Annotated in this window: 22 protein-coding genes; 10 read left to right on the top strand and 12 right to left on the bottom strand. The window is 59.7% G+C overall.

Annotation, left to right across the window (positions count from 1 at the left end):
• Positions 1 to 20 precede the first annotated feature (20 nt).
• Both ompA and mgtA read left to right on the top strand, forming a co-directional pair.
• A complete protein-coding gene (ompA, locus tag G5380_RS13735) occupies positions 21 to 1115 on the top strand; it encodes a porin OmpA (protein WP_216952325.1) in 1095 nt (364 codons plus the stop codon).
• A gap of 1221 nt (positions 1116 to 2336) precedes the next feature.
• Positions 2337 to 5099, top strand: a complete 2763-nt coding sequence (gene mgtA / locus G5380_RS13730; protein WP_421352820.1) for a magnesium-translocating P-type ATPase — start codon at positions 2337 to 2339, stop codon at positions 5097 to 5099.
• Positions 5100 to 5228: 129 nt separating this feature from the next.
• Here the strand turns inward: mgtA and G5380_RS13725 are convergent, their stop codons facing one another.
• The 5 genes from G5380_RS13725 to G5380_RS13705 all read right to left on the bottom strand — a co-directional run bounded on the left by G5380_RS13725 (position 5229) and on the right by G5380_RS13705 (position 9977).
• Complete coding sequence (locus G5380_RS13725) at positions 5229 to 6338, bottom strand: YeeE/YedE thiosulfate transporter family protein (RefSeq protein WP_216952316.1); 1110 nt, start codon at positions 6336 to 6338, stop codon at positions 5229 to 5231.
• 129 nt (positions 6339 to 6467) lie between these two features.
• Positions 6468 to 7391, bottom strand: coding sequence for an EamA family transporter RarD (gene rarD / locus G5380_RS13720; RefSeq protein ID WP_421209102.1), 924 nt, complete (start codon positions 7389 to 7391; stop codon positions 6468 to 6470).
• 125 nt (positions 7392 to 7516) lie between these two features.
• Positions 7517 to 7687, bottom strand: a complete 171-nt coding sequence (locus G5380_RS13715) for a hypothetical protein (RefSeq protein ID WP_005341999.1) — start codon at positions 7685 to 7687, stop codon at positions 7517 to 7519.
• A 125-nt stretch (positions 7688 to 7812) separates the two neighbouring features.
• Positions 7813 to 9309, bottom strand: a complete 1497-nt coding sequence (locus tag G5380_RS13710; protein ID WP_421209101.1) for an aldehyde dehydrogenase — start codon at positions 9307 to 9309, stop codon at positions 7813 to 7815.
• A gap of 125 nt (positions 9310 to 9434) precedes the next feature.
• Complete coding sequence (locus G5380_RS13705) at positions 9435 to 9977, bottom strand: cupin domain-containing protein (RefSeq protein WP_042012327.1); 543 nt, start codon at positions 9975 to 9977, stop codon at positions 9435 to 9437.
• 186 nt (positions 9978 to 10163) lie between these two features.
• Here G5380_RS13705 and G5380_RS13700 point away from each other — a divergent pair, with 186 nt between their 5' ends.
• The 6 genes from G5380_RS13700 (at position 10164) to G5380_RS13675 (ending at position 16748) form a co-directional block, all read left to right on the top strand.
• Positions 10164 to 11495, top strand: a complete 1332-nt coding sequence (locus G5380_RS13700; protein ID WP_266135664.1) for an aspartate aminotransferase family protein — start codon at positions 10164 to 10166, stop codon at positions 11493 to 11495.
• Positions 11496 to 11577: 82 nt separating this feature from the next.
• A complete protein-coding gene (locus tag G5380_RS13695; RefSeq protein WP_266135663.1) occupies positions 11578 to 13074 on the top strand; it encodes a CoA-acylating methylmalonate-semialdehyde dehydrogenase in 1497 nt (498 codons plus the stop codon).
• An 86-nt stretch (positions 13075 to 13160) separates the two neighbouring features.
• The gene (locus G5380_RS13690; RefSeq protein ID WP_216952309.1) at positions 13161 to 13889 is read left to right on the top strand and encodes a glutamine amidotransferase-related protein; all 729 of its coding nucleotides are present in this window, start codon (positions 13161 to 13163) and stop codon (positions 13887 to 13889) included.
• A 155-nt stretch (positions 13890 to 14044) separates the two neighbouring features.
• Entirely contained in the window at positions 14045 to 15016 is a 972-nt protein-coding gene (locus tag G5380_RS13685) for a LysR substrate-binding domain-containing protein (RefSeq protein ID WP_033114758.1), read from the top strand.
• A gap of 106 nt (positions 15017 to 15122) precedes the next feature.
• Complete coding sequence (locus G5380_RS13680) at positions 15123 to 15962, top strand: PfkB family carbohydrate kinase (protein ID WP_421276221.1); 840 nt, start codon at positions 15123 to 15125, stop codon at positions 15960 to 15962.
• A 333-nt stretch (positions 15963 to 16295) separates the two neighbouring features.
• Positions 16296 to 16748: an Rrf2 family transcriptional regulator gene (locus G5380_RS13675; protein ID WP_033114760.1), complete on the top strand. Its 453-nt coding sequence runs from the start codon at positions 16296 to 16298 to the stop codon at positions 16746 to 16748.
• Positions 16749 to 16801: 53 nt separating this feature from the next.
• Here G5380_RS13675 and G5380_RS13670 read toward each other — a convergent pair whose 3' ends face one another.
• Positions 16802 to 17323 (bottom strand): ferredoxin-type protein NapF, encoded by a 522-nt coding sequence (locus G5380_RS13670; protein WP_216952305.1) that lies wholly within the window; start codon positions 17321 to 17323, stop codon positions 16802 to 16804.
• Between the two features lie 140 nt (positions 17324 to 17463).
• Here G5380_RS13670 and G5380_RS13665 point away from each other — a divergent pair, with 140 nt between their 5' ends.
• Positions 17464 to 17679: a hypothetical protein gene (locus tag G5380_RS13665; RefSeq protein ID WP_033114762.1), complete on the top strand. Its 216-nt coding sequence runs from the start codon at positions 17464 to 17466 to the stop codon at positions 17677 to 17679.
• Positions 17676 to 19016, top strand: a complete 1341-nt coding sequence (gene rmuC, locus G5380_RS13660) for a DNA recombination protein RmuC (protein ID WP_421352819.1) — start codon at positions 17676 to 17678, stop codon at positions 19014 to 19016. Before G5380_RS13665 ends, rmuC begins: the two co-directional genes overlap by 4 nt.
• A gap of 66 nt (positions 19017 to 19082) precedes the next feature.
• Here the strand turns inward: rmuC and G5380_RS13655 are convergent, their stop codons facing one another.
• From G5380_RS13655 to glnA, 6 genes are all read right to left on the bottom strand, one after another.
• A complete protein-coding gene (locus G5380_RS13655) occupies positions 19083 to 19379 on the bottom strand; it encodes a hypothetical protein (RefSeq protein ID WP_421206314.1) in 297 nt (98 codons plus the stop codon).
• Between the two features lie 204 nt (positions 19380 to 19583).
• Entirely contained in the window at positions 19584 to 20585 is a 1002-nt protein-coding gene (gene add, locus G5380_RS13650; RefSeq protein WP_236095642.1) for an adenosine deaminase, read from the bottom strand.
• Positions 20586 to 20726: 141 nt separating this feature from the next.
• Positions 20727 to 22145 (bottom strand): nitrogen regulation protein NR(I), encoded by a 1419-nt coding sequence (glnG, locus tag G5380_RS13645; protein ID WP_005339666.1) that lies wholly within the window; start codon positions 22143 to 22145, stop codon positions 20727 to 20729.
• A 9-nt stretch (positions 22146 to 22154) separates the two neighbouring features.
• Entirely contained in the window at positions 22155 to 23210 is a 1056-nt protein-coding gene (gene glnL / locus G5380_RS13640; RefSeq protein ID WP_005356202.1) for a nitrogen regulation protein NR(II), read from the bottom strand.
• A gap of 80 nt (positions 23211 to 23290) precedes the next feature.
• Positions 23291 to 23872, bottom strand: a complete 582-nt coding sequence (locus tag G5380_RS13635; RefSeq protein WP_100647086.1) for a DUF4124 domain-containing protein — start codon at positions 23870 to 23872, stop codon at positions 23291 to 23293.
• A gap of 115 nt (positions 23873 to 23987) precedes the next feature.
• The gene (gene glnA, locus G5380_RS13630) at positions 23988 to 25397 is read right to left on the bottom strand and encodes a glutamate--ammonia ligase (protein WP_005339672.1); all 1410 of its coding nucleotides are present in this window, start codon (positions 25395 to 25397) and stop codon (positions 23988 to 23990) included.
• Positions 25398 to 25577 lie beyond the last annotated feature (180 nt).

Below are 25577 nucleotides of genomic sequence, written 5' to 3'. Positions count from 1 at the left end.
CTTATTGCAGAGGCGAAAATATGAATAAATCCATGCTTGCCGTATTGGTCAGTGGTTTGCTGGCGGCCGGAGCCGTGCAGGCCGCTGCTCAGGACAATACCTGGTATGTCGGTGGCAAGGCCGGTTGGTCCAATTACTATGGCGTTGACCACAACCAGTATGCCGAGTCGATTGCCCAGACGTTGGGTAATACCAGCGAGAACACGGATGATCTGGGTCTGGGTCTGTTCGCCGGTTACCAGCTCAACCCCAACCTGGGGTTCGAGCTGGGTTATGACTGGCTTGGCAAATACGACACCACCTCGGGCACCGGCGCCAATACCCTCAATACCGAAGCCAAGAGCCAGATGATTCAGGCCACCATGAAGATCAGCTTCCCGGCAACGAATGTGCTCGATCTTTATGGCCGGCTCGGCGGTGCCTATGCCTGGACGGATAGCGAGATCAGCTTCGCCAATAGCAGCGAGACCGGTAAAAAGCATGGCGCCGCATTTGTCGGGGCGCTGGGTGCCGAGTACGCCATCGATCGTGACTGGGCCGCCCGTCTGGAGTACCAGTACACTACGCCGCTGGGAGATGCCTCTCTCGATCGCTCAGGCATCGAGCTGGATAACGGCCTGATTTCGTTCGGCATGCTCTATCGTTTCGGTCAGCAAGGGGGTGAGGTTGCTGTGCCGGCGCCAGCTCCGGCAGCCGAGCCTGCCCCGGCTGTGGTGGTGGAGCCCAAGACCTTCAGCCTGAGTTCCGATGTGCTGTTCGAGTTCAACAAGGCGACCCTGAAACCAGCCGCCAGCCAGGCGCTCGATGCCCTGTTCAGCCAGATTGTGGCGGCCAATCCGAAGGATGGCGTCGCGACCGTGGTCGGTTATACCGACCGCATCGGCTCCGACAACTACAACCTGGCCCTCTCCGAGAAGCGGGCCCAGAGCGTGGCCAGCTATCTGGTAGCCAAAGGCTTGTATGCTGACAAGGTGCGGGTCGAAGGGCGTGGCAAGGCCAATCCGGTTACTGGCAACAACTGCGCCAGCCGTTCCAAACAGGAGCTGATTGCCTGTCTGGCACCGGATCGTCGGGTTGAAATCCATCTGGAAGGGGTTTCCCAGCCGGCGCAGTGATGCTGCGGCTAGAGATGGGATTCGAGAAGAACGGGAGGCCAGGCCTCCCGTTTTCTATGGTCAGCGTGATCGGATGGTGGTGCAGACCTGATTTGCCAACATCATGAGTTATCGAATCTTTTCCTAATAGGAATAGTTATTATATTTCCAGGAAATTACAGGGTAAAAAAATAGAATTAAACTTTGCGCCTGAAGATCCTTTTGGTTAGAATCTCTGCGTGTTATCAATAGACAGGTAAATATTATGGACTGCGACAGTTGTAGCCGATTGCAAATCGCGATGCGGGTTTACCAGAGCTGAGGCCGAATATTTTATCTTCTCTCTCACTCTGATTGCTCGAATCACAAGCATAGAGTGCAGCATCTATATGAGTCAGCATCGACTCTCACAACCTCTTTATCCCGCCTTCATCAGGGATTCCGGTTGTAAATCTGGATCGTTCCGCTCATCTGCGAGCCATGCGCGCCTCGCGACCCCTGCAATTGAACGCTTCATCATGCATCCCGGTACTGCCCGTCAGGGCCGTCACAGCGTCGGAACCATGCATCCGTGCCGTGGTCGGGAAGGGATCAAGCGTAAAATAACAAGATGGATAATCTCATATTGAAAACTATTTCGTTTTCGATATGGCAGGTTGCACATTAAAATAAATGATGTGATTGATTAATATATTTCGGCGGTGGCAAGGGTCGCGCTGTAATATTTCTATAGGCGTGGTTTTCTCCGATGTTCTTACCCGCCAGATATCACTGATACTATTTCCTGCCCGCATCCAGTTATTTCAAACTGTCGTAATCCTGATTTTCTTTATGGGTGATGCCGCTCTAGTTGCGGGATCACCGGATTGGTCCGCTGATAATGCAGACTCGCGGCCATGCCTGCCAACGACAGTGTGTATCGCTGTCCATGGTTCGTCCGGCCCTCTCTCCACCCCACTCGGAGGATATCGTATGACCGAAGAGCCCAAACCTCGACCCTCGGGGTTCACGTCTCCCCACTCCTGATCCCCCCTGCGGGGACGGGATGCGGTGTTCTGACCCCTGATCTGACCCAACCATGCAGGTTAGCTCGACGGCAGACATTTGTCTGACGAGCCGCCCCGTGCGCGCCAGTTGAGCGTGCCGGCAACGAGTCGGGTTCACAGCTTTCGATATCAGTACTGACGCCTGGCCTGGCCCGCGACAGGGCCCTTCTGCAAGCGAAAATCAGGATTTAAAGTTATGAAGCAACAACATACTGCCAGCCGGCACAAGCAACAGGGGTTCGTCGCCCCGGGCCGTGCCAATGAGAAGCTCTCCTCCCGGGTGCTCGACGAGGCCGACAAGTCCCTCGAATACACCCTCACTGCCGTGCGCGGCAATATCGACGGCCTGACCGCGACCGAGGCGGCCAACCGTCTGGTCCAGTTTGGCCCCAACGAGGTGACCCACGACAAGCCGCCCCATCCATTGATCCAGCTGCTGCAGGCGTTCAAAAACCCGTTTGTGATGGTCTTGATGGTGCTTGGGCTGGTCAGTTACGTGATGGACGTGCTGATGGCCGAGCCGGGTGATGAGGACTGGGTCAAGGTGATCATCCTCGGTGTCATGGTGGGCCTGAGCGGTCTGCTGCGCTTCTGGCAGGAGTACCGTTCCGCCAAGGCGGCCGAGGCGCTCAAGTCACTGGTGCGCAACACTGCCACTGTACAGCGTCGTCCCTCGCCGGGCGCTACCCCCCAGCGCAAGGAGGTGGCAATGACCGAGCTGGTGGCCGGAGACATAGTGCACTTGCAGGCGGGAGACATGATCCCCGCCGACATCAAGCTGATTGAATCCCGCGATCTCTTCATCAGCCAGGCGGTGCTGACCGGTGAAGCACTGCCGGTAGAGAAGTATGACACTCTGGGAGCTGTGGCCGAGAAGTCGGCAGACGGCAACAGCACAGGGGACGTGGGGTTGCTCGATCAGCCCAACATCTGCTTCATGGGCACCAACGTGGTGAGCGGTACAGCCAAGGCTGTGGTGGTGGCCACCGGCAGCGACACCTACTTCGGTTCGCTGGCCCGCAACGTGGTGAGCCACAAGCGCATCGAGACCAGTTTCGATCGCGGCGTCAACAGCGTCACCAGGCTGCTGATCCGCTTCATGCTGGTGATGGTGCCCATCGTCTTTATGCTCAGTGGTATCAGCAGTGGTGACTGGATGTCGGCGCTCACCTTCGCGCTGGCGGTGGCGGTAGGGCTCACCCCCGAGATGCTGCCGATGATCGTCTCCGCCAACCTGGCGCGAGGGGCGGTGGCCATGGCCAAGCGCAAGGTGGTGGTCAAACGGCTCAACTCGGTGCAGAACTTCGGTGCCATGGACGTGCTCTGCACCGACAAGACAGGTACCCTGACCCAGGACAAGATCATCCTCGAGCACCACTACGACGTGCGTGGCAACCGGGACGACCGGATCCTGCAGCTGGCCTGGCTCAACAGTTATCATCAGAGCGGCATGAAGAACCTGATGGACATCGCGGTGATCGAGCATGCCGATGTGCTGGGAGCTGGCTGCAAGCCGGCTGGTTACAGCAAGGTGGATGAGTTGCCATTCGACTTCGTGCGCCGCCGTCTGTCGGTGATCGTACAGGATGAGCGTGGCCAGCAGCTGATGGTCTCCAAGGGGGCGGTGGAAGAGATGCTGGCCGTCTCCAGCCAGATCGCCGATGGCCAGGAGGTGCGGGATCTGACCGACGCCGATCGCCTTGCCCTGCTGCGCCAGAGCGAGGAGTTCAATGCCGAGGGCTATCGGGTACTGATCGTGGCGACCCGCGAGATCCCGGCAGGCGAGTGCAAGCAGAGCTATCGTACCAGTGATGAGGTCAATCTGGTGGTGCGCGGCTTCCTCACCTTCTTCGATCCGCCCAAGGATTCGGCCGCACCGGCCATCCGTGCGCTGAACGACTATGGTGTGGCGGTCAAGGTGCTGACCGGTGACAATCCCATCATCACCAGCAAGGTGTGTCGTGACGTAGGGCTGGAGCCCGGCTTACCGCTGCTCGGCAAGGATATCGAAGGAATGGATGACGTGGCGTTGTGCGAGGTGGTCAAGCAGACCACCATCTTCGCCAAGCTCACCCCGCTGCAGAAGTCGCGGGTGGTGAAGGCGCTGCAGGCCAACGGCAACACCGTCGGTTTCCTCGGTGACGGCATCAACGATGCGCCGGCGCTGCGGGATGCGGACGTAGGGATCTCGGTGGACAGCGGTGCCGACATCGCCAAGGAGACCGCCGACATCATCCTGCTGGAGAAGAGTCTGATGGTGCTGGAGGAGGGGGTGATCAAGGGGCGCGAGACCTTTGGCAACATCCTCAAGTACCTCAACATGACCGCCAGTTCCAACTTCGGCAACGTCTTCTCGGTGCTGGTGGCTTCCGCCTGGCTGCCATGGGCACCCATGCTGGCGATGCAGATGCTGATCCAGAACCTGGTGTATGACGTCTCCCAGATGCTGCTGCCGTGGGACAAGATGGATCCCGAGTTCCTCAAGCGGCCGCGCAAGTGGGAGGCGAGCAACATCAAGCGCTTCATGCTCTGGCTCGGCCCGACCTCGTCGGTGTTCGATATCAGCACCTACTGCCTGATGTGGTTCGTGTTCGGTGCTGGCGCCCTCTATGCCACCGCCAACGGCAGTATGGATCCGCTGGTCAACGGTCAGGCCATCATGAACTCCGGCTGGTTTATCGAGGGGCTGGTGTCGCAGACGCTGGTGGTACATATGCTGCGTACCCGCAAGATCCCGTTCCTGCAGAGTACCGCTACCCTGCCGGTGCTGCTCTCCACCTCGATCGCCATTGCCATCGGCTGTTACCTGCCCTTCTCGCCTGTGGCTGAGCACTTCGGCTTCATCACTCTGGATGGGCCCAAGTACTTCATGTGGCTGGTGATCACCATGCTGGCCTACATGGGGCTGACCCAGACCGTCAAGACCATCTACATCAAGCGCCACGGCCAGTGGTTCTGATGACGTGCTAGCTGACGGGCCGGTGTGATCCCGGCGCGACAGAAAAAAGAGAGCCAGCCCACGCAAGCGGACTGGCTCTCTTTATTTGGTGTGACCCGACTCCCTTGTTGGCGAGTACCGGCCTGTGGCTTAGAGCTTGAACAGCGGGCGCAGGCGAATACCGATCAGGCTGCCGGCGAGGGCCATCAGCATCCAGACCCAGCCGTGCAGGCTGCCGGAGGCGGTGCCGTCGAAGAAGCCGCCGAGGTTGCAGGCGCTGTACATGGCGCCCATCCCCATCAGCAGGCCGCCGAGGATGGATGCCAGACTGTTGCCGATCCGCATCGGGGCGAAGTTTCCGCCACCGCTGATGCAGCGCGCCAGCATGGCCCCCAGAATGCCGAGCCAGAACATGCCGACCATGGGATTGATGAAGAGTGGCTGGGCCAGCTTGGGGTTGCCCTCGAACAGGCCGAACAGAGAGGCGCCGCGCAGCGCCATGTCATAGACGGCGCCTGTGATGGTCCAGGCCGAGCCGTGCAGGGCGACGACAGTGGAGTTGAGTATGGCGATGATGATGCCGCCGGTCAGCACGGTGAAGCGGCCATCGCGCCAGAACAGGTTGCCGCCGCTGAAGAGGGGCTTGAGTTCGCCGGTACGCTTGAGTTCGCTGTTGCGAAACAGCAGGAACAGCGCGGCGACCAGCGCCAGGTTGAGCAGCATGCCGCTCCAGATATTGCCGGTCAAATCCTTGGCCAGCACCACATGGCTGGAGAAGGTGGCCTCCAGTTCGGGGCGGAACTGGTTGCTGATGAGGGTGCCGATTCCGTAGCAGATCAGCACCAGCCAGAAGCGGGGTTGTCCCTCGCCGCAGCAATAAAGAGTGCCGGTGGCACAGACGCCTGCCAGCTGCATGCCGATGCCGAACAGGAAGGCACCGACGATGAAGGGAATGCCGATAGCCATCACGTTGCCCACCATGGCATCGCCAAACAGGGCGTGACTAAAGGAGAGGAAGGTGGTGAACAGCAGAATTTCGATGGCGATGGTGAGCAGGTGAACCCGCACATAGTAACTGTTGCGCTTGGTCAGCATTTCGCGCCAACCGAACACGATGCCGAAGCGGCTGAAGGAGAGGGTGAAGCCAAAGCCGAATCCGATCAGGGCCATCAGGGCCCATTTCATACCAAAGGTGTTGCCAAGCCAGAGTAACGCTCCCCCCGCGATTGCCACGATGGGGAGCGACCATTTTCGAGTCATAGCTGTAATTCCTTATAGCTGGATGGAGAATAGGGAGTGCGGATCCTATTCCCACATTGAGTCCAAGGCTACCGGTTTAACAGGTCAGGGGGCGAGAAAATGGCATATCGCTTCTGATGACTTTGTTAGCTACTGATTTGATTTTGAAGGCTTTATATTGCTCGTTGCAGCAGGACGCTTGCCGTTGCGCAGCCCATCCAGCGTGAAGATCAGCAGCGCGCTCCAGATACAGGCGAAAGTAAGAGCCTTGTCCATTGCCAGCTCCTCGCCGTAGAGAGTGACAGCGAGGATGAACATCAGGCTGGGGCCTATGTACTGGAAGAAGCCCAGGGTGGAGAGCTTGAGCCGTGTCGCGGCGGCGGTGAAGCAGAGCAGAGGGGCTGTGGTGACGGCGCCAGCAGCGATCAGCAGCAGGTTGAGGTGCCAGTCGTTCTGGGTGAGATGGCTGGTGGGGCTGTCGGCAATGCCCCACAGATAGATTGCTGCCGGTGGCAGCATGATCATGGTTTCGATCAGCAGACCGGTAAGTGCATCGAGGGCCAGTTTTTTGCGCACCAGGCCATAGATGGCGAAGCTCGATGCCAACACCAGTGCAATCCAGGGCAGGGAGCCAAAGGCGATAAGCTGGATCGCCACCCCGGCAAAGGCCAGCGCCACCGCCCACCACTGCAGGCGGCGCAGTTTCTCGCTCAGAAACACCATCCCCAGCAGCACGTTGAACAGCGGGTTGATGTAGTAGCCGAGGCTGGCATCCAGCATGTGGCCGTTGTTGATGGCCCAGATAAACAGCAGCCAGTTGCCGCCAACGGTGACCGAGGTAAAAGCTAGGGTGAGCAGCACTTTTGGCTGACGCAGCACTGCCTGCACCTTGTGCCACTGGCGGCCAGCCAGGGTGAGCACCATCAGCAGCACGCAGGACCAGATCATCCTGTGGGTCAGAATTTCAGCGGCCGGGACGGCAGAGATGGTCTTGAAATAGATGGGGGCTATGCCCCAAAGGGTATAGGCGCACAGGGCGTAGATGACGCCCTGACGCTGGATCTGTTGCGGCATGCGGATGACCTTTACTGAAGCGTTGGATGCGGGAAAACATCGCAAAAAATCAGTGTAGCGATCCTTTTGCGGGGAAAGAAGCGAATAAACGAAGTTTGAGGGATAGGAGGAGTGTGGCTGGCAGGTCAGCCTTTACCGCGACGGATCTTGTCGACGTCCATCAACAGCCACAACATCAGGGCGATGGCGGAGATCCAGGGGCCCCAGGTCACGTAGGCCTCGCCGTGCCCCAGCACGAAAAACAGCAGGGGCAACCCGATCACCAGAAAAAGTACGCTTCCCAGAAAAAATAGCATTTTTGTCTTTATATTTAATGGTTTGCTTATTTGATGATTATATCGATTGTGCCGCCTGATGGAAGACCAAAATGCAAAAGGGGGGATTTCTCCCCCATTGCTGATGATGATGGCTATATATACCTTTATTCGAGCTGGATCCAGGTACTTTTCAGCTCGGTGTACTTCTCCAGCGCGTGCAGCGACTTGTCACGACCGTTACCAGACTGCTTGAAGCCACCAAACGGCATGGTCATGTCGCCGCCATCCCAGTTGTTGACGAATACGGTGCCAGCACGCAGGGCGCGGGAACCCTTCACCGCCTTGTTGAGATCCGCGGTCCAGATCGCCGCCGCCAGCCCGTAGTCGGTGTCGTTGCCCAGAGCAATGGCCTCTTCGAGCGTGTCGAAACCGGTCACTGCCAGCACAGGGCCGAAAATCTCCTCGCGGAAGATCCGCATCTCGGGTGTCACCTCGTCGAAGATGGTGGGCTCGATATAGAAGCCGCCGCTCTCAAGATTGGTGCGTTTGCCTCCCAGCAGTAGCTTGGCTCCCTCCTGCTTGCCAATCTCGACATAGCGCAGCACCTGCTCCATCTGGATGTGATCCACCATGGCGCCGATGCGGGTCGCAGGGTCGAGCGGGTTGGCTGAGATCCACTCGCGGGCATGGGCCAGCAGTCGCTCCATAAATTGCGGCTTGATGCTGTTTTGCACCAGCAGGCGAGAGGCGGCGGTACACACCTCGCCCTGGTTGTAGAAGATGGCGCCAGCGGCGCTCTTGGCCGCGGCGTCCAGGTCCGGCGCATCTGCCAGTATGATGTTGGGGCTCTTGCCGCCGCACTCCATAAAGGCGCGCTTGAGGTTCGACTTGCCGGAGCACTCCACCAGATGCTTGCCGATTTTGGTGGATCCGGTGAAGGTGATGCAATCCACATCCATGTGCATGGCCAGCGCCTCGCCCACGGTATGGCCAAAGCCCGGGAGTACGTTGAACACGCCGTCAGGAATGCCTGCCTCTTTGGCCAGACCTGCGATACGCAAGGCGGTCAGGGGGGACTTTTCGGAAGGTTTGAGAATGACCGAGTTGCCGGTAGCGAGCGCCGGCCCCAGCTTCCAGCAGGCCATCACCAGCGGGAAGTTCCACGGCACGATGGCGGCAACGACTCCGAGCGGTTCCCGGGTCACCAGCGCCAGGGCGGATTCCTCGACCGGCGCGACCTGATCGTAGATCTTGTCGATCGCTTCGGCGTTCCAGGCGATGCAGTTGGCGGCGGCAGGAGCATCGTAGCCCATGGCATCGCCGATGGGCTTGCCCATGTCCAGCGACTCCAGCAGTGCCAGCTCCACCTTGTTGAGACGCATCAGTTCGGCGAAGCGCTGCATGATCAGCTTGCGCTGTTTCGGCGGCAGGCCGCTCCAGCGCTTGTCGTTGAAGGCATCACGCGCGGCCTGTACCGCCAGCTCGGCATCGGCGGCATCGCAGGCTGCTACCCTGGTCAGCAGCTTGCCGTTGGCCGGGTTGATACAGTCGAAGGTGGCACCATCGACGGCATCCCGATAGCTACCGTTGATAAAGGCTTGTGAGGGCAGGGTCAGATGGGCGGCCTTGTGTTGCCACTGGGCCAGGGTCAGGTCACTCATGTTCACTCCTTGAACCGGCAAAAGTCATTGTCCGCGTATCAATATGCTAAACATCCTGCCACTTGTAAATCCATTTTGTAACAATTCATTAAACATTGGCGGCTGGCTGACCCCTTATCACCCTGTTAGAAACTGGCGGGGGTATTGGCCGAAATCAATACGCACTCCTGCTCGCCCACATTGCGAAAACGGTGAGGAGTGCGGCTGTCGAAGTAGTAGCCGTCCCCCGGTGTCAGCAGGTAGATCTGCTCACCCACGGTCACTTCAACCTCGCCCTTGATGACGATGCCGCACTCTTCACCCTCGTGGCTCAGCATGTCGTCGCCAGTGTCGGCGCCCGGTGGCAGCACCTCCTGCAACATGCCGATGGCACGGTTGGCACGGCTGTGGCCCACCAGCCGGTAGCTGATGGGGTGAGTGCCGAGATCCGGCATATCGGCGGCGCGAAAGATCACTTCGGAGTCCATTTCGGTCTCGTCAGTAAAGAAGCTGGCCAGTGACATGGGGATCCCTTCCAGCACCTTGCGCAGGGAGGCAACTGACGGGCTCACCTGATTCTTTTCGATCTGGGAGATGAATCCGTTGGTCACGCCCGAGCGTTTGGCCAGCTCGCGCTGGGAGAGGGCCGCCTTGGTGCGAACCGCCTTGAGACGGTGACCGATATCCATCGATAGACACTCCTTGACTGTTTACTATTATTAAATTTGTGTTAAATATCTTATACCACCCTGTAGAGTCATCTAGCTAGGGGTGGCATCAGACAGGGCGATAATGAGCCCTTTTTTATGGATTCAGGTGTTTAATTTAATGGGCAATAGCCAATAGTTGCTAAACACCTTAAGGATGAGGTGACCATGAAACCGATCAGCGACATCAATACCCCCTCCGACATGTCCGCCTTCTGGATGCCGTTCACCGCCAACCAGCAGTTCAAGGCGGCGCCGCGCATCCTGAAGTCGGCGGAGGGGATGTATTATCACTCAGAGGATGGCCGCAAGATACTGGATGGCACTGCCGGACTCTGGTGTTGCAACGCGGGCCATGGTCGGCGCGAGATTGCCGAGGCGGTCTCCCAGCAGATTTCCCACCTCGATTTCGCCCCCACTTTCCAGATGGGCCACCCCTTGCCGTTCGAGCTGGCCAACCGGCTGGTGGAGATCGCTCCCCAGGGCTTTGGCCATGTCTTCTATACCAACTCCGGCTCAGAGTCGGTCGATACCGCACTCAAAATCGCGTTGGCCTGGCAGCGGGCTCGCGGTCAGGGCACCCGCACCCGGCTGATTGGTCGCGAGCGGGGTTATCACGGGGTTGGCTTTGGCGGCATCTCGGTGGGGGGCATTCCTGGCAATCGCAAGTGGTTTGGATCCCTGCTGACCGGGGTGGATCATCTACCCCATACCCTCAATATCGCCAAGAATGCCTTCACCAAAGGACTGCCCGAGGAGGATGTGGCGCTGGCCGACGAGCTGGAAAAGATCGTCTTTCTGCACGATGCCAGCAATATCGCGGCGGTGATCGTCGAGCCCATCGCTGGCAGTACCGGCGTGCTGATGCCGCCGAAAGGCTATCTCAAGCGGCTGCGGGAGATCTGTACCAAACACGGCATCCTGCTGATTTTTGACGAGGTGATCACCGGTTTCGGTCGTCTTGGCTCCCCCTTTGCCGCACAGGAGTTCGATGTCATCCCCGACATGATCACCTGCGCCAAGGGGCTCACCAACGGCGCTATCCCCATGGGAGCTGTACTGGTGCAGAAGCACATTTATGACGACATGATGGCGGCAGGCAAGGGGGCCATCGAGCTGTTCCACGGCTACACCTATTCTGGTCATCCGGTGGCTGCTGCTGCGGGGCTCGCGACCCTCGAGATCTATCGCAACGAGAACCTGCTCAGCCGTGCCACCGATCTGGCGGGCTACTGGGAGGAGGCGGCCCATTCGCTGAAGGGCTGCAAGCATGTGAAGGATGTGCGCAACTACGGGCTGGTGGCGGGTATCGAGCTGGAATCGATGCCGGATGCGCCGGGCAAGCGCGCCTATGAGGTGTTTGTCCGCTGCTTCGAGAAGGGGGCTCTGATCCGGGTGACCGGCGACATCATCGCCCTGTCGCCACCCCTTATCATCGAGCGCAGCCAGATCGACGATCTCTTCACCCTGCTGCAGGATGCCCTGCAGGCACAACCCTAACCCATATTTGATGGCCCCGCACTGCGGGGCCTTGCGTTGATTTGCTCAGCGCATTTACCACATCAGTTATCACGGAGGATACATGACATACAGGGTCAGCAACTTCATCAACGGCCAGCCGCTGGAGAGTCGCAGCGAGCGGCAAGGGGCCATCTTCAATCCCGCCTGCGGTAAGCAGCAGGGGAGCGTGGGGCTTTCCAGCGCCACCGAGTGTCAGGAGGCGATCGCCATCGCCGAGCGCGCCTTTGCCGACTGGTCGCAAACCCCGCCGCTGGTGCGGGCCCGGGTCTTTTTCCGCTTCAAGGAGTTGATGGAGCAGCACAGAGATGAGCTTGCCCAGCTCATCAGCCGCGAACACGGCAAGGTCTTCTCCGATGCGCAGGGTGAGCTGACCCGCGGGCTGGAGGTAGTGGAGTTTGCCTGCGGCATTCCCCATCTGCTCAAGGGGGAGCACTCCCTCAACGTCGGCCGTGGGGTAGACAGCTACTCCATGATGCAGCCGGTCGGGGTCTGCGCCGGCATCACCCCGTTCAACTTCCCGGCCATGGTGCCGCTCTGGATGTTCCCGGTCGCCATCGCCTGCGGCAACACCTTCATTCTCAAACCCTCCGAGAAGGATCCCTCTCTCTCGCTGCGGATGGCCGAGCTGCTCAAGGAGGCCGGTCTGCCGGACGGCGTGCTCAACGTGGTGAACGGTGACAAGGAGGTGGTGGATGTGCTGCTGACCGACCCGCGAGTAGGTGCCGTGTCGTTTGTCGGTTCCACCCCCATCGCCCAGTACATCTATGCCACCGCCTCGGCCCACGGCAAACGGGTGCAGGCGTTGGGCGGCGCCAAGAATCACATGGTGGTGATGCCGGATGCGGATCTCGATCAGGCGGTCTCTGCCCTGATGGGGGCCGCTTATGGGGCCGCGGGCGAGCGCTGCATGGCCATTTCGGTAGCCGTGGTAGTGGGTGACGAGACCGCCGATGCCTTGGTAGCCAAACTGAAACCGCTCGTTGAGAAGCTGCGGGTGGGCCCGGGGCTGGGCCAGAGCCCGGAAAACGAGATGGGGCCGCTTATCAGCAAGGAGCATCTGGCCAAGGTGCGCGGTTATGTGGATCAGGGGGTGGCCGAAGGGGCCGCGCTGCGAGTCGATGGTCGCACGCTGAGCCACGACGAGGGTTACTTTATCGGTGGCTGCCTGTTTGACGAGGTGACCCCCGAGATGCGCATCTATCGCGAGGAGATCTTCGGCCCCGTGCTCTCCATCGTGCGGGTGCCGGACTACGAGACGGCGCTGCGACTCATCAATGAACATGAGTACGGCAATGGCACCGCCATCTTTACCTGCGACGGCGACACCGCGCGGGACTTCACGGCGCGGGTACAGGTCGGTATGGTAGGGGTGAACGTTCCCATTCCGGTGCCGATGGCGTTTCACAGCTTTGGCGGCTGGAAGCGCTCCATCTTCGGGCCGCTCAACATGCACGGGCCGGATGGGGTTCGCTTTTATACCCGGATGAAGACGGTGACGGCGCGCTGGCCCCAGAGCCTGCGCAGTGGTGCCGAATTCTCCATGCCAACCATGAAGTGATGAGCCCAGGGCTCACCACCATGATTTAATTCTCTTGCCCCCGCAGATCGCTGGTCTGCGGGGGCACTTCTGTAAAGGAGCAACAGATGCGATTGGGAATTCTCGATTGTGACCGGCTGGATCCCGATCTGGCGGATCGTTTTGGCCCCGTCTACTCCGAGATGTTTATCAGGGGGTTTCAGCCGCTGGCACCCGAGCTGGAGTTTCGGGTCTGGTCAGCCATCGATGGGGAGCTGCCGGAGGATCTGCACGAGTGCGATGCCTGGCTCATCACCGGCTCGCGCCACGATGCCTATAGCGATATCCCTTGGATCAAGGCGTTGCGTGGCTGGATCCGTCGGGCCCATGATGCCGACGTCAAGCTGGCCGGGATTTGTTTTGGTCATCAGGTGATCGCCCAGGCGCTGGGGGGCGAGGTGGTGAAGTCTACCAAGGGGTGGGGGCTGGGAGTGTCGGTGCACCCCATGTTGGCTGATGAGCCCTGGATGGCGCCGTCTCGTGATCAGATCCGTATTCTGGCCAGTCATCAGGATCAGGTGGCCCTGCTGCCCCCCGGAGCGACCCGGCTGGCGGGCAACGATTTTTGCCCCAACTTCATGTTCCTGCAGGGGAACAACATAGTTGCCATTCAGGGACATCCGGAATTTTCGGTGGAGTACAACCGGGCGCTGATCGAGCGGCGCCGAGGCCTGTTACCCGACGAGCGTTACCAGAGCAGCCTCTCCTCGCTGGAGGGAGAGGTGGATTCGACCACCATGATGCAGTGGTTGCTGCAGTTTTTGGGGATCCTGCCGCTGCGGGCCGGCGCAGCCTGAGCCCGGTTTGTCAGCGACCCCCTTCGGGTGCTAGATTTTGTAGCAAAATGAAGGATCAAGCGCTGCGATGTCGGGATCGGATGATACACTGGCCGCCCTTTGTGGCGGCCTGTTTGTCTGGCGTGATCGCCGCACCAGCTTGAGAGGGTGAAGCCTTGAAACTACAGCAATTGAAGTACTTGATCGCGATCCGGGACCACAACCTCAACGTCTCGGTGGCGTCCGATGCGCTCTATACCAGCCAGCCCGGGGTCAGCAAGCAGATCGGCCTGCTGGAGAGCGAGCTGGGAGTGCGGATCTTCGAGCGCCGTGGCAAGCATCTGCACCGCATCACCCCGGTGGGCGAGGAGATCATCAAGTGTGCCGAGGCGATGCTCAACATCGAGAGCAAGATAAAGGCGATCTCCCGTGAGTATCTGGATCCGACCGTGGGCACCCTCAACATTCACACTACCCACACTATCGCCCGCTATCTGCTGCCCAAGTCGGTTACCTACTTCACCAAGAAGTACCCCAAAATCTCGTTCCACCTCCATCCGGTGATGTCGGCGAGCAAGGAGCAGATCAGCAAGGGTTACTCCGATTTTTCCATCGTTGCCCACGAAATTGGCTTCGACAAGGAGCTGATCGCGCTGCCCGCCTACCTCTGGACCCTCTCGCTGGTGGTGCCGCAGGATCACCCGCTGGCCAAGGTGAAGAAGCCGACCCTGGAGCAGCTCTGCCACTACCCCATCCTCAGTTACGAGAGCGGTGCCACCGGTCGGCAGGTGCAGGATGAGGTGTTTCAGGCGGCGGGGCTGACCCCGAGCTACTACATGACGGTAATGGATGCCGGAGTGATCAAGCGCTATGTGGAGCTGGGCTTTGGCATCGGCATCATCTCCTCGCTGGTGGCCAACGACACCGACAGCCCCGGGCTGGTCTCCATCAATCTGGAGCACCTGTTCAAGCCCTGTCCGGCCCAAATCTGCTTCAGCAAGAGCATTCTGCTGCAAAACTACATGTATGACTTCATCAGCTCTTTCTCGCCTCACCTCACCAAGGAGGTGATCCAGAGCGTGATGCAACAACCGACCCAGGCGCGCATCGACGAGCTGCTGGCCGGGGTGGAACTGCCCATCTATTGATCCCGATCGGATTACCGATCGCTTACGGTTGTCTCTTCAGTCAGGCTGGGCTCTACTCGGGGTTCAGCCTGTCTCTTTTGGGCTATCTCCATCGTCCGAGGTCTCTATGTCACGTATTCTGCTGCTTGCCAATCTCAACTGTGATCATGTGCTCTCCCTCTCCGAACCGCTGGTGGCGGGGGCCCGGCTGCAATACGTGGATCAGGGACGCAGGCTGGGAGGTGGTGCCGCCAATACCGGCATCGGGCTGGTGTGGGCGGGTCACGAGGTGACCATTGCCTCACGCATCGGGCTGGACGAGACCGGCGACTGGCTGCTGGAGCAGGCGGCCGGTTACGGGCTGGATTGCAGCCATGTGGAGCGCTTTGGCGGCGAGACCGGCGAGTTGCTGATCCTGGTGGACTCCACCGGCGAGCGCACCATACTTCGCCGTCCCCGTCGTCCCGATCTGCCCGGTGATCTGCCACAGGAGGGGATCGACTGCCTCTACGTGAACTATCCCGGCACCGCCATCATCAGTTATATGCGCCAGATGCTCGGCAAGAGCTTTGTGTTGGCCCAGTATCCCAAGGGCGGCCAAGCGCGCCGTCCCTGCCATGTGCTGGTGGCCTCCCGCTCCGATCTCGGCGAGGTAAGTGACCCCTGGCAACATGCCCGCCAGTTGGCGGGTGAGCAGCTTGAATGGCTTGTGTTGACCGAAGGGAAGGCGGGGGCGGTGGCCATCCATGGCGACGAGCAGATTAGGGTCGCCGCGCGGCCAGTCTCGGTGGTCGATACCACGGGAGCAGGGGATGCTTTCGCTGGCGGATTGATCCATGGCCTGGCGCGCGGCATGGCGATCAAGGATGCGCTACAGTGCGCGGTGGACTGGGGGGCGTTTGCCGTCGCCTCCGAGAGCTCCATCCCATCGGTCGCGCTGAAAAACTGGCTGAAACCGCCGCACTGACGCCCCGTTTATTCACTGTTCGAAGGGAGATTTCCCCTCTTGTCTGTTGGGTGCGGCGGTGAGGAATTTCGGGAAATTTAGCCGCCAGAATGGAGGTAAACGCCGGGCTAACCCGGCAAGTTTGCGATCAATCAAAGAAAGTGTCGATTTATGTGCATCTTCATCGACACCCGGTTGTGCTGCTCTTAACCTTGTCACTCCGCAACTCAGATTAAGAGACAGGCCCCTCCTCTGGCGAACCAATGGCGAACAGAGGCAAACCGGTTGTCTCCTGCCTCTTAGCTCAATGTTGTCGTCCTGATTCCTGGCTTGTAGTAAGAGGCAAGTGCGACCATGCAACTGACACGATTTACCGACTACGCCCTGCGTACCCTGACCTTCCTGGCGGTGCAGCCGGGCGATCGCCTGTCGACCATTACCGAAGTGGCCGATACCTTCGGCATCTCTCGCAACCACGTGGTCAAGATAGTGCACCAGCTCGGCATCAAGGGGTACATCGAGACGGTACGTGGCAAGCATGGCGGTATCCGCCTCGGTCGCTCCGCGGTCTCCATCAACCTGCGCGATGTGGTGATGGATATGGAGCACGTGCTCTGTCCGGTCGACTGCAAGCGCGAGAACTGCCGTCTCTCCGGTGGCTGCCGCATTCAGGGCATTTTGCGCCGCGCCATGAACGCCTTCCTCGAAGTGCTGGGTGAGTACACCCTGGCCGATGCGGTGCGCGATCCGAACCGTCTCTGCCATCTGCTGGGCATCGAGCAGGAGTCAATTCTGGCGATGGCCTGATGGGCAGGAAGCAAGAACAGATATAGAAGGGGCCTGATGGCCCCTTTTGTTTGTCAGCGATTGCCCGGCTGGCGGATCAGGGTGATGGCGCCGTGCAGACAGGCGAGGCCGCAGGCGCCGCAGCCATTGCAGGCATCCATGTTGACGTTGATGCCATCGGCTGTGGCCTTGATTGCCTGCTGGGGACAGGCATCTTCACAGAGCAGGCAGTAGAAGCCCTGCCGTGCCTGACAGCTCTCTTCAATCTGCACCCGGGTCTGCACCTGACGACCCAGCTGCAGGTCGAGGGCGCCGGTGGGACAGGCTCTGGCGCAGCTGCCGCAGTAGCTGCACTGGCCACAGGCGAGATCGAGTACCGGCGTACCGGCGATGGGGCTCCCCTCGTACTCCTCCTGGGTGGCCGGTTTGAGCAGACCGCGCGGGCAGGCCTTGAAACACTCGCCACAGCGGCTGCAGAGGGAGAGGTACTGGGACTCCTCGATGGCCCATGGCGGGCGCGCTTCATGGCAAACCACTGCGGGCTTGCGGGAAGCTTGCCAACCTTGTGTCAGCCAACGGAGGAAATAGTGAGTCATGCTCGCCCCTGATACCTATTAGGGGTTAATTTTATCGAAGTTTCGGGAAGCAGGCCAGAGAATAGCGGCCGTCAGGATCGCAAGCGCAGTTGCCCTTGTGTAAGCTAGGCGGGTCTTTTTACGTGGTTGAATGAAAACATATGTGGCTTTTTCTCTGGCGTTCGTCCCTGCTCTATATCTTTCCCCTGCTGATGTGGGGCTACTGCCGCATCAAGGGCATCGAGTTCGTCGAGCTCGATACCGGGGTTAACAGCCACAAGTGGGTGGTGCTCGCCGCCTACCTCATCTACGTGCTGCTCTGGCTGCTGGCCAACCGCTATCTCGAACTCTTCCTGCGCCAGCGGAGCCGTAAATGATCGAGCCCGGGCTCTGGGTCATCCTGCTGCCAGCCGCCGTGCTGGCCCTCGGGCTTGGCTGGCTGATCGGGCGACGGGCCGCCACGGCACAGGCTCAGGAGCTGATGCTGGCGCAGGAGCGGCATCAAGCGTTGCAGGATCGCTTCGACGAGTTGCAGGATGAGCGCATGCAGGGCCAGCAGAAGCTGGATCAGCAGCAGACCCTGCTCATCAAACTCACCGCCCGACTCAAGGATGCGGAAGCGACCCTGCGCAGCGAGCGGCTGGCTGCCGCCGAGAAGCTGCAACTGCAACAGGAGGCGGAGCAGCGCCTCAGCCAGCAGTTCGAGAACCTTGCCAACCGGATCTTCGAGCAAAACTCCGGCAACTTCCGTGAACTCAACCAAAGCAGCCTCGATCTGCTGCTCACGCCACTCAAGGAGCAGCTCGAGGGCTTTCGTCGTCAGGTGGGGGAGACCCACGCCCAGGAGACGGCCCAGCGCCACAGCCTCAAGTTCGAGCTGGAGCGCCTCGCCGAGCTCAATGCTCGTATGACCGAAGAGACTGCGGCCCTGACCCGCGCCCTCAAGGGCGACAGCAAGCAACAGGGCAATTGGGGGGAAGTGGTGTTGGCGCGGATCCTCAGCGAATGCGGCCTGCGCGAGGGCCACGAGTACCACACCCAGGTCAATATCGAGGTGGAGAAGGGCAAGCGCTACCAGCCCGATGTGATTGTCCACCTGCCGCAGGAAAAAGACATCATCATCGACGCCAAGGTGTCGCTGACCGCCTACGAGCGCTGGTATAACGCCGGGGACGAGCTGGAGAAGGCTGTGGCGCTCAAGGAGCACGTCGCCTCGGTGCGCAACCACATCCGCGAGCTGGGCCGCAAGGATTATCAGCAGTTGCCCGGGGTGCGCACCCTCGACTATGTGCTGATGTTCGTGGCGGTGGAGCCCGCCTTCCTCACCGCGATGGAGGCCGATCCCTCGCTGGTGCGTTACGGTCTCGACAACAATATCCTGCTGGTGAGCCCCACCAATCTCATGGTGGCTCTGCGCACCATCGAAAACCTGTGGCGCTACGAGCGGCAGAACCAGAATGCCCGCCAGATTGCCGAACGGGCCGGTCGCCTCTACGAGAAGCTGCGGCTGTTTGTCGAGGAGATGCAGCAGATGGGCGGCAGCCTGCACAAGGCGCAGGAGAGCTACGACAAGGCGATGGGACGGCTGGTCAACGGCCGTGGCAACCTGATTGCGCAGGTCGAGCGTTTCCGCGAGCTGGGGGTGGAGGTAACAAAGAGCCTACCCGAGCCGCTAGTTGAGCGCGCGCTGGAACGCGACAAGGAGCGGGAGTAGTTTTTCCCTGCATCGCCATCCGCAAAAGGTCCAACCCCGGTTTGGGCCTTTTGCCATTTAACTTTGTTAACAGGCGATGGCTCCCATTCCCACTCGTCTTCTGAGTTTTTGGTATTGCTGGCCAAAGCTGGTTGTTTTTAGAACTGCACTGGTTGGTTGAGTCAATATATGAGCTGCGAGATAAAACATCCCTCGTTGTTTTAATGTCTGCGATCCATATTCCCCCCAACGGCTACCCCCTGTCTCATAGCTCGCTTCTTGCAAGGCGAAGATAACTTTCTCGGTAGGGTATGTATCTTCCTTACCGAATTGACCGAAAAACGAAGCGCGGAAGTGCCCAACAATATCTGGTGTAATATCCATCAAAAACCCTCTTTGTAAGAAGTAACCTCACGGTTACGCAATTAGAATGAGGGAGTTTGGAGTATTGCTCAACTCATTGTTTATAATGGTTTTTCATTGGCGAATTCGTCATGTGAGGCTTTTGGTTTTATGTCTGACCATGTAACAGGCAAATAGAAACGGCCCACCGAAGTGGGCCGTTTCTATTTGCAGTGCCGGTGTGGATCAGCGGCTGGCGGCGCGGGCGCTCAGCTCGGCTTTCTCGCTATCGCTCAGGAAGGCCAGGGTCAGGCCGTTCTGCTGGGCGGTGCGGATTTCGCTCGCGGTCATGCCGGCGGCCGGAGCGGCCACTTCATATTCGTGGGGCAGGTCGATCCCTTCCACCGCCGGATCGTCGGTGTTGAGGCAAGCCAGCACGCCAGCGGCCAGGAACTGGCGGATCGGGTGTTCGGTCAGGCTCGCCACTGTGGTGGTCTGGACGTTGGAGGTGAGGCAGGATTCGATGCCGATGCGGTGCTCGGCCAGATAGGCCATCAGGGCCGGATCCTGAATCGCTTTGACGCCGTGGCCGATACGCTCGGCGCCCAGCTCGCGAATGGCTTGCCACATGCTCTCGGGGCCAGCGGCTTCACCTGCGTGTACGGTGACGCGCATGCCTGCATCGCGCACCTGACGGAAGTGATCGACAAAGAGTTCCCCCGGGAAACCCAGCTCGTCACCGGCCAGATCGATGGCGACCAGCTTGTCGCGGTGGGCCAGACAGGCGGCCAGCTCCCGATTGCACTGCTCGGTGCCGAAGGTGCGGCTCATGATGCCGATCAGGTTGGTCTTGATACCGAAATCGCGGCTGCCCGCGGCCACGCCGTCGATGATGGCTTCTACCACGCCCTGCGGGTGCAGCTTGTGGGCCATCGCCATATAGGCCGGACTGAAACGCAGTTCGGCATAGTCGATACCGGCGCGCAGCAGATCTTCCACGTTCTCGTAGGCGACCCGGCGGCAGGCATCATAGTCGGCCAGCACGGCAACACCCCAGTCCAGCTTCTTCAGGAAGGCGACCAGGCTCGGCTCGTTCTCGACGATCTGTACGTGGGGGCGCAGCGCCTCCAGCTCGAAGGCGGGCAGCTGAATATTGTGTTGGCGACCCAGCTCGAGGATGGTTTGCGGGCGGATGTTGCCGTCCAGATGGCGGTGCAGGTCGGTCAGGGGGAGAGATCTGTCAATCATGATGGCGCCTTCTTCGAGTCGGGTTTGAAAGCCTGCCATTCTAGGCGGGGCTTTCAAAAAAGATACCCCGTTTGCTGGCAAACGGGGTCTTATTGGTCGGTGATTTATCAAGGCGTGATGGGAATCGTTTTTCCCCAGGACTCAGGAGAGATCGAGTTCCTTCAGCTTGCGGGTCAGGGTGTTGCGACCCCAGCCAAGCAGGCGGGCGGCCTCCTGCTTGTGGCCATGGGTGTGCTCCAGCGCTGTCTCCAGCATGATCCGCTCGAACTGGGGCATAGCATCGGCCAGGATGTCTGTCTCTCCCAGCGCCAACTTGCTGGCCACCCACTCTTGCAACTGTTGCTGCCAGCAACCGGGCAACGCCGGTTGGCCCGGTTCGGCGTTGTGGGTGATGGGGGTGAGCAGCTCGGCAGGCAGGTCGCCGACCAGCACTTCTTGCCCCGAGGCCATCACGGTGAGCCAGCGGCAGACGTTTTCCAGCTGGCGCACGTTGCCCGGCCAGGGCAGGCGGCTGATATAGGCCTGGGTATCCGGGTGCAGGCTCTTGGCCTCGACGTTCAGCTCTTTGGCGGCGCGCAGCAGGAAGTGACGTGCCAGCTGGGGGATGTCCTCACGGCGCTCCTTGAGGGCGGGGATGTGGATGCGGATGACGTTGAGACGGTGGAACAGATCCTCGCGAAACTCGCCATCGGCGACCCGTTTCTCCAGATTCTGGTGGGTGGCGGCGATGATCCGTACATCCACCTGCACCGGCTGGTGGCCACCGACCCGGTAGAACTGGCCATCGGCCAAGACCCGCAGCAGCCGAGTCTGCACATCCAGCGGCATGTCACCGATCTCGTCGAGAAACAGGGTGCCACCGTCGGCCTGCTCGAAGCGGCCGTGGCGGATGTTGTTGGCGCCGGTGAAGGCCCCCTTCTCGTGACCGAACAGCTCGGATTCGATGAGATCTTTCGGGATAGCCGCCATGTTGAGGGCGATAAAGTTCTTGTGGGCGCGCGGGCTGTGCTTGTGCAGGGCGTGGGCGACCAGCTCCTTGCCGGTACCGCTCTGACCGTTGATCAGCACCGAGATGCTGGAGCGTGACAGGCGGCCGATCGCGCGGAACACCTCCTGCATCGCCGGTGCCTCACCGATGATTTCGGGAGTGGCGGTGGCCTCTTGCTGACGAGACTTGCGCTTGGTGCGCTGCTCCTTGAGATGATTCTCGGCGCGGCGCACCAAGGTCACCGCTTCGTCGATGTCGAACGGTTTGGGCAGGTACTCGAAGGCGCCGCGCTGGTAGGCGTTGACCGCGCTGTCGAGATCCGAGTGGGCGGTCATGATGATGATGGGCAGATCGGCCTGACGGCGGTGGATCTGCTCCAGCAGGCTCAAACCATCGATGCCGGGCATCCGGATATCGGAGAGGATGACATCGGGCGATCGCAGCTCAAGGGCGTGCAGCAGGGCTTCGCCATCGGCAAAGCTCTCGCAGTTGAAGCCTTCGCTGCCGAGAGTGCGCTCCAGCACCCAGCGGATAGAACTGTCGTCATCGACGATCCACACTTTGGCGGTCATGGGGTTCCCTTACTTGCGAAGCGGTAGAAAAATGGTGAATTCGGTGTGACCCGGCCAGCTGATGCAGTCAATCCGCCCCTTGTGCTGGTCGATCAGGTTCTGGGCGATGGAGAGGCCGAGCCCGGTTCCCCCCTCCTTGCCGGTGATCATGGGGTAGAACAGGGTGTCGCGAATGGCATCGGGAATGCCGGGGCCGTTGTCGATGATCTTGATCTCCGCCGCCAGCCGGTAACGCTGGCCGTGGATGGTGATCTGGAACGCGGTGCGGGTCTTGATACGGATAAGCCCGGTCTGATCCCCCAGTGCTTCGGCGGCGTTGCGCACTATGTTGAGAAACGCCTGCTGCAGCTGATCCGGCTCCATCTCGAATTCGGGGATGCTGGGATCGTAATCCCGCTCGATGCGAACAGAGGGAGGGAGTTCGAGCTCCACCAGTCGGCGTACCTGTTCCAGTACCGAATGGACATTGTGCATCTGGTGACGGCCGGGGCGCTGGGGGCCGAGCAGCCGATCGACCAGTACCCGCAGCCTGTCAGCCTGTTCGATGATGATGCCGGTATATTCGCGCAGGGCCGGATCCGGCAGCTCTTTTTGCAGCAGCTGGGCCGCGCCACGCAGGCCGCCGAGGGGATTCTTGATTTCGTGTGCCAGGCCGCGCACCAGCTCCTTGGCCGCCAGCTGCTGGGCATGTTGCTGCTGCTCCTGACTGATCTTCTTCTGCTGGTCGATCTTGCGCAGCTCCACCACCAGCAGGCGCTGTTCGTGGTCGGCCATGGGGGTGGCGCTCAGCTCCACCAGTCGCGGTTCTCCCTCTACCACCAGAGTCACTTCGCTATCGGTAAAGCCTTGCCCTGAAACGAGGCACTGCTTGAGCCGTTGCAAATCGAGGGAGATATGTTCCAGCAGATGAGGCAGTTCGATGCCGATCAGCCGGCGTTCACTGAGGGAGAGCAGCTGTTCAGCCGCCGGGTTGACGAATTGGATGCAGAGCCGTTCATCCATCAGGATCACGGCGGTCAGCAAATTATCCAAGAGTGTTTTGGCGTTGTCCGAGCGGGTTGGCACAGGTTTCTCCCTAAAACGGTGCTACACACCTATTATGCACCGATATGGTGCATAGAGTTTACCCGCATCGGTGCGCTATATCACCCCTGGTTGGCTTTGGGGGTGGGTTTGGGAGCCGGCGTCACGGTCGCTCTATGCAGGTAAAAGGTGACTGGTGTGGATTTAGCAAGGATCGTACCGTCTTTGGCGAGCAGTTCTAGCTGAGCTTCGTGGGCACCGCGATCGACATTTTCGACCCGGATAGAGAGGCTGTTGCTGACGATGGGGGCAGCCTTGCCATCCAGGGTCAGGCGCACATCATACTGGGTTGGCGGTTTGGGGCTGATTTGACCCTGAAAGACGATATTGCCTGTGTTGTCGCGCAGGGTGCTGCCCTGTTCAGGGGAGAGCAGCTCGATCACCAGTTTGGCCGCCTCCTGCTCCTTCTTGGCATCGGCGCCAGTCAGGCTGTTGAAGTTGTCTACCTGTACCGAGCTGGGGGCGCTACCCAGCAGGGGAGCAGCCCGCAGATCCACCTCCTTTACGTTTTTGCCGGGAGGAGGGGCATCCGTGTAGTGGGTAATGCCATTGCCATCGACCCAGGAGTAGACCTTGGCCGCATGAGTACTGAATGAGGTCAGTAACAGGAGGGTAATTGCTCCTATGCCATGTATCTTGTTCATCCATCTCTCCTTGACGGTATCTTGCTTAATCCTATCAGAGAAAAAACCCGCCATCTGGCGGGTTTTGTCACGATTCGGCAAGCTGCCCCAATCTAAATGGGCTGTCTGCTGCGACTTAGACGGAGTAGTACAGTTCGAACTCCAGCGGGTGCGGGGTCATGCGCACACGGTCAACATCCTGCTGTTTCAGTTCCAGATAGGAGTTGATGAAGTCATCGCTGAACACGCCGCCACGGGTCAGGAACTCGCGGTCAGCATCCAGAGCAGCCAGGGCTTCGTCCAGAGAGCCAGCAACGGTCGGCACTTCTGCAGCCTCTTCCGGCGGCAGGTCGTACAAGTTCTTGTCCATGGCATCGCCCGGATGGATCTTGTTGATGATACCGTCCAGACCGGCCATCAGCTGGGCTGCGAAGGCCAGGTACGGGTTGGCAGCCGGATCCGGGAAGCGCACTTCGATACGACGAGCTTTCGGGCTCGGTACCACCGGGATACGGATGGAGGCAGAACGGTTGCGGGCAGAGTAGGCCAGCATGACCGGTGCTTCATAACCCGGAACCAGACGCTTGTAGGAGTTGGTGGTCGGGTTGGCGAAGGCGTTGATGGCCTTGGCGTGCTTGATGATACCGCCAATGTAGTGCAGCGCCATCTCGGACAGACCGCCATACAGGTCCCCGGCGAACAGGTTGACGCCGTTCTTGGCCAGAGACTGGTGGCAGTGCATGCCGGAGCCGTTGTCACCGAACATGGGTTTCGGCATGAAGGTGACGGTCTTGTTGTAGGCGTGGGCCACGTTGTGGATCACGTACTTCAGTACCTGTACTTCATCTGCTTTCAGCGTAAGAGTGTTGAAGCGGGTAGCGATCTCGTTCTGACCGGCAGTGGCCACTTCGTGGTGGTGAGCTTCAACGACCTGGCCCATCTCTTCCAGCACCAGACACATGGCGGCACGGATATCCTGGGAGGAGTCGACCGGTGCAACCGGGAAGTAACCGCCTTTCACGAACGGACGGTGACCCTTGTTGCCATGCTCATAGGCAGTGCCGGAGTTCCATGCGGCTTCTTCAGATTCGATTTTCACGAAGCTGTGGCCCATGGTGTTGGAGAAGGTGATGTTGTCGAACATGAAGAATTCCGGCTCCGGCCCGAACAGCACGGTGTCAGCGATGCCGCTGGACTTCAGGAAATCTTCTGCACGCTTGGCGATGGAGCGCGGATCGCGGTCGTAGCCCTGCATGGTGGCAGGCTCCAGTACGTCACAAACGATGTTCAGGGTGGTCTCTTCGGTGAACGGGTCCAGCTTGGCGGAGGCTGCGTCCGGCATCAGTACCATGTCGGATTCGTTGATGCCCTTCCAGCCGCCGATGGAGGAACCATCGAACATCTTGCCGTCTTCGAAGAAATCTTCATCAACCTGGTGAGCAGGGATGGATACATGCTGCTCTTTACCCTTGGTGTCGGTAAAGCGCAGATCAACAAACTTGACTTCGTGTTCCTGGATCAGGGCCAAAACGTTCTGGGCTGACATGCTAAGTAACCTCCGGTGTTAAAACTCTCTGGGTGAATGCGTCGTCGTATTCACATAAGCCAGTATCGTGCCAAGTTTGTGACAGCTTGATTTCAGGGCAATCTCGCTGAAGAGGCTCCCCAAAATCAGGCGATCTCGACTCGCGTTGCATCAATTTAGTGCGATGGTGGATCGTTTTGG

Source organism: Aeromonas sp. 604443 (genome assembly GCF_049170315.1).
In the GTDB taxonomy this organism is placed as follows: domain Bacteria; phylum Pseudomonadota; class Gammaproteobacteria; order Enterobacterales; family Aeromonadaceae; genus Aeromonas; species Aeromonas veronii_A.
This window is presented reverse-complemented; position numbering and strand designations above follow the sequence as displayed.